Below are 1,122 nucleotides of genomic sequence, written 5' to 3'. Positions count from 1 at the left end.
CTCATACGGGATGCCGTATACGTAAGCCGCACCATCCGCAACTGTCACTTTGCCAGTGCCGGGCGTTACTGCCAATTCGCCGCGATACCCCTTCAGAGGGCCTCGGTCGGCGTACATGTCGCTGTTGAATGTGCGTCGCAGCCATGCAAACAGCTGAGCGTCGGTATATGGATTTGCCCCGTCGCCCGTGGTCCCGGTAGTCCAGAAAAGAGAGAATTCTGCCATCGTTACACCCCCACGTACCGTGAATTGAATTGAATATAGATACAACTGCCTGAGGTCAAGCCACTAGCTTTTACCCGGATGCTGTTGATGCCGCCAGGTGGATTAGGATGGGCGCCAATGCGGAATGTCGCGAGATTGCTATCCGCTGACAAGTCTTGCACTCTGTTGGCGCCGTCACTCTGCCGGGTGACCATTTTGCGACCATATCGGCAATCAATGATGTATTGGTCTCCCGCAGCAATCGTGGTGCCGGTAAAATCCAGTTTATCTCCCAAGGAGTTGTTCTGAACAAGCAGGTCAGTTATCGGGCCCCTGGCGGTGATGATGGGGAACGCGTCCCAGGTTCCAGTGTAATAAATCGGAATGGACTGATCGATCACACTGGAGCCGACCTGCATCGGCACGGATAACGGCACAGAAAGCGTGCCACCACCGCCAAGGGCAAAGGTTACCGTAACCCCAACCGGGTCGTAAAACGTCGGGTCGGGCGCAATGAGCTCAATCCCAACTTTCTGCCACCCTGGCACAAGACCAACCGCCGGAGGCATCTCCATCATGCCGATAAGATAGCAATCAACCTGCCTCACCTGATTATCCCACGCGATTCTGAGCTGTATCGGTTCATTCGTACTACGAAAGATTCGCATGATCTCTTCGCGCCGGGCAAACCAGGCTGCAGTATCACCACCCCAGTCCAACAGCGCGAGGGAGATCCTCCGGGGCTGCAACCTGAACCCGAAATCACTCTCACCATGTTGCATCGGACCTCGCTCAGTGATGCGAGCCACCGGAGCAGCGGCGATGCCATCAATGCCGGCCAGCAGGTAATTGACATTGTCTGAAAGGTCGTATTCACTACCGGCGCTGACGACTGATAGCGTCCAGCTCATATCGTTG

The 1,122-nt window shown here is 55.4% G+C and carries 2 protein-coding genes; both read right to left on the bottom strand.

From position 1 onward, the window contains the following. Positions 1–225: hypothetical protein (locus ABJK56_RS03535; RefSeq protein WP_347243287.1), on the bottom strand; the 225-nt coding region annotated here is incomplete at its 3' end. A gap of 2 nt (positions 226–227) precedes the next feature. Then, the coding region (locus ABJK56_RS03530) for a hypothetical protein (protein WP_347243286.1) at positions 228–1,122 on the bottom strand (895 nt) is incomplete at its 5' end.

The organism is Thermogutta sp. (genome assembly GCF_039793925.1).
Classification (GTDB): Bacteria; Planctomycetota; Planctomycetia; order Pirellulales; family Thermoguttaceae; genus Thermogutta.
Note: the sequence above shows the minus strand (reverse complement) of the source record. Positions and strands in the feature narration are given on the sequence as shown.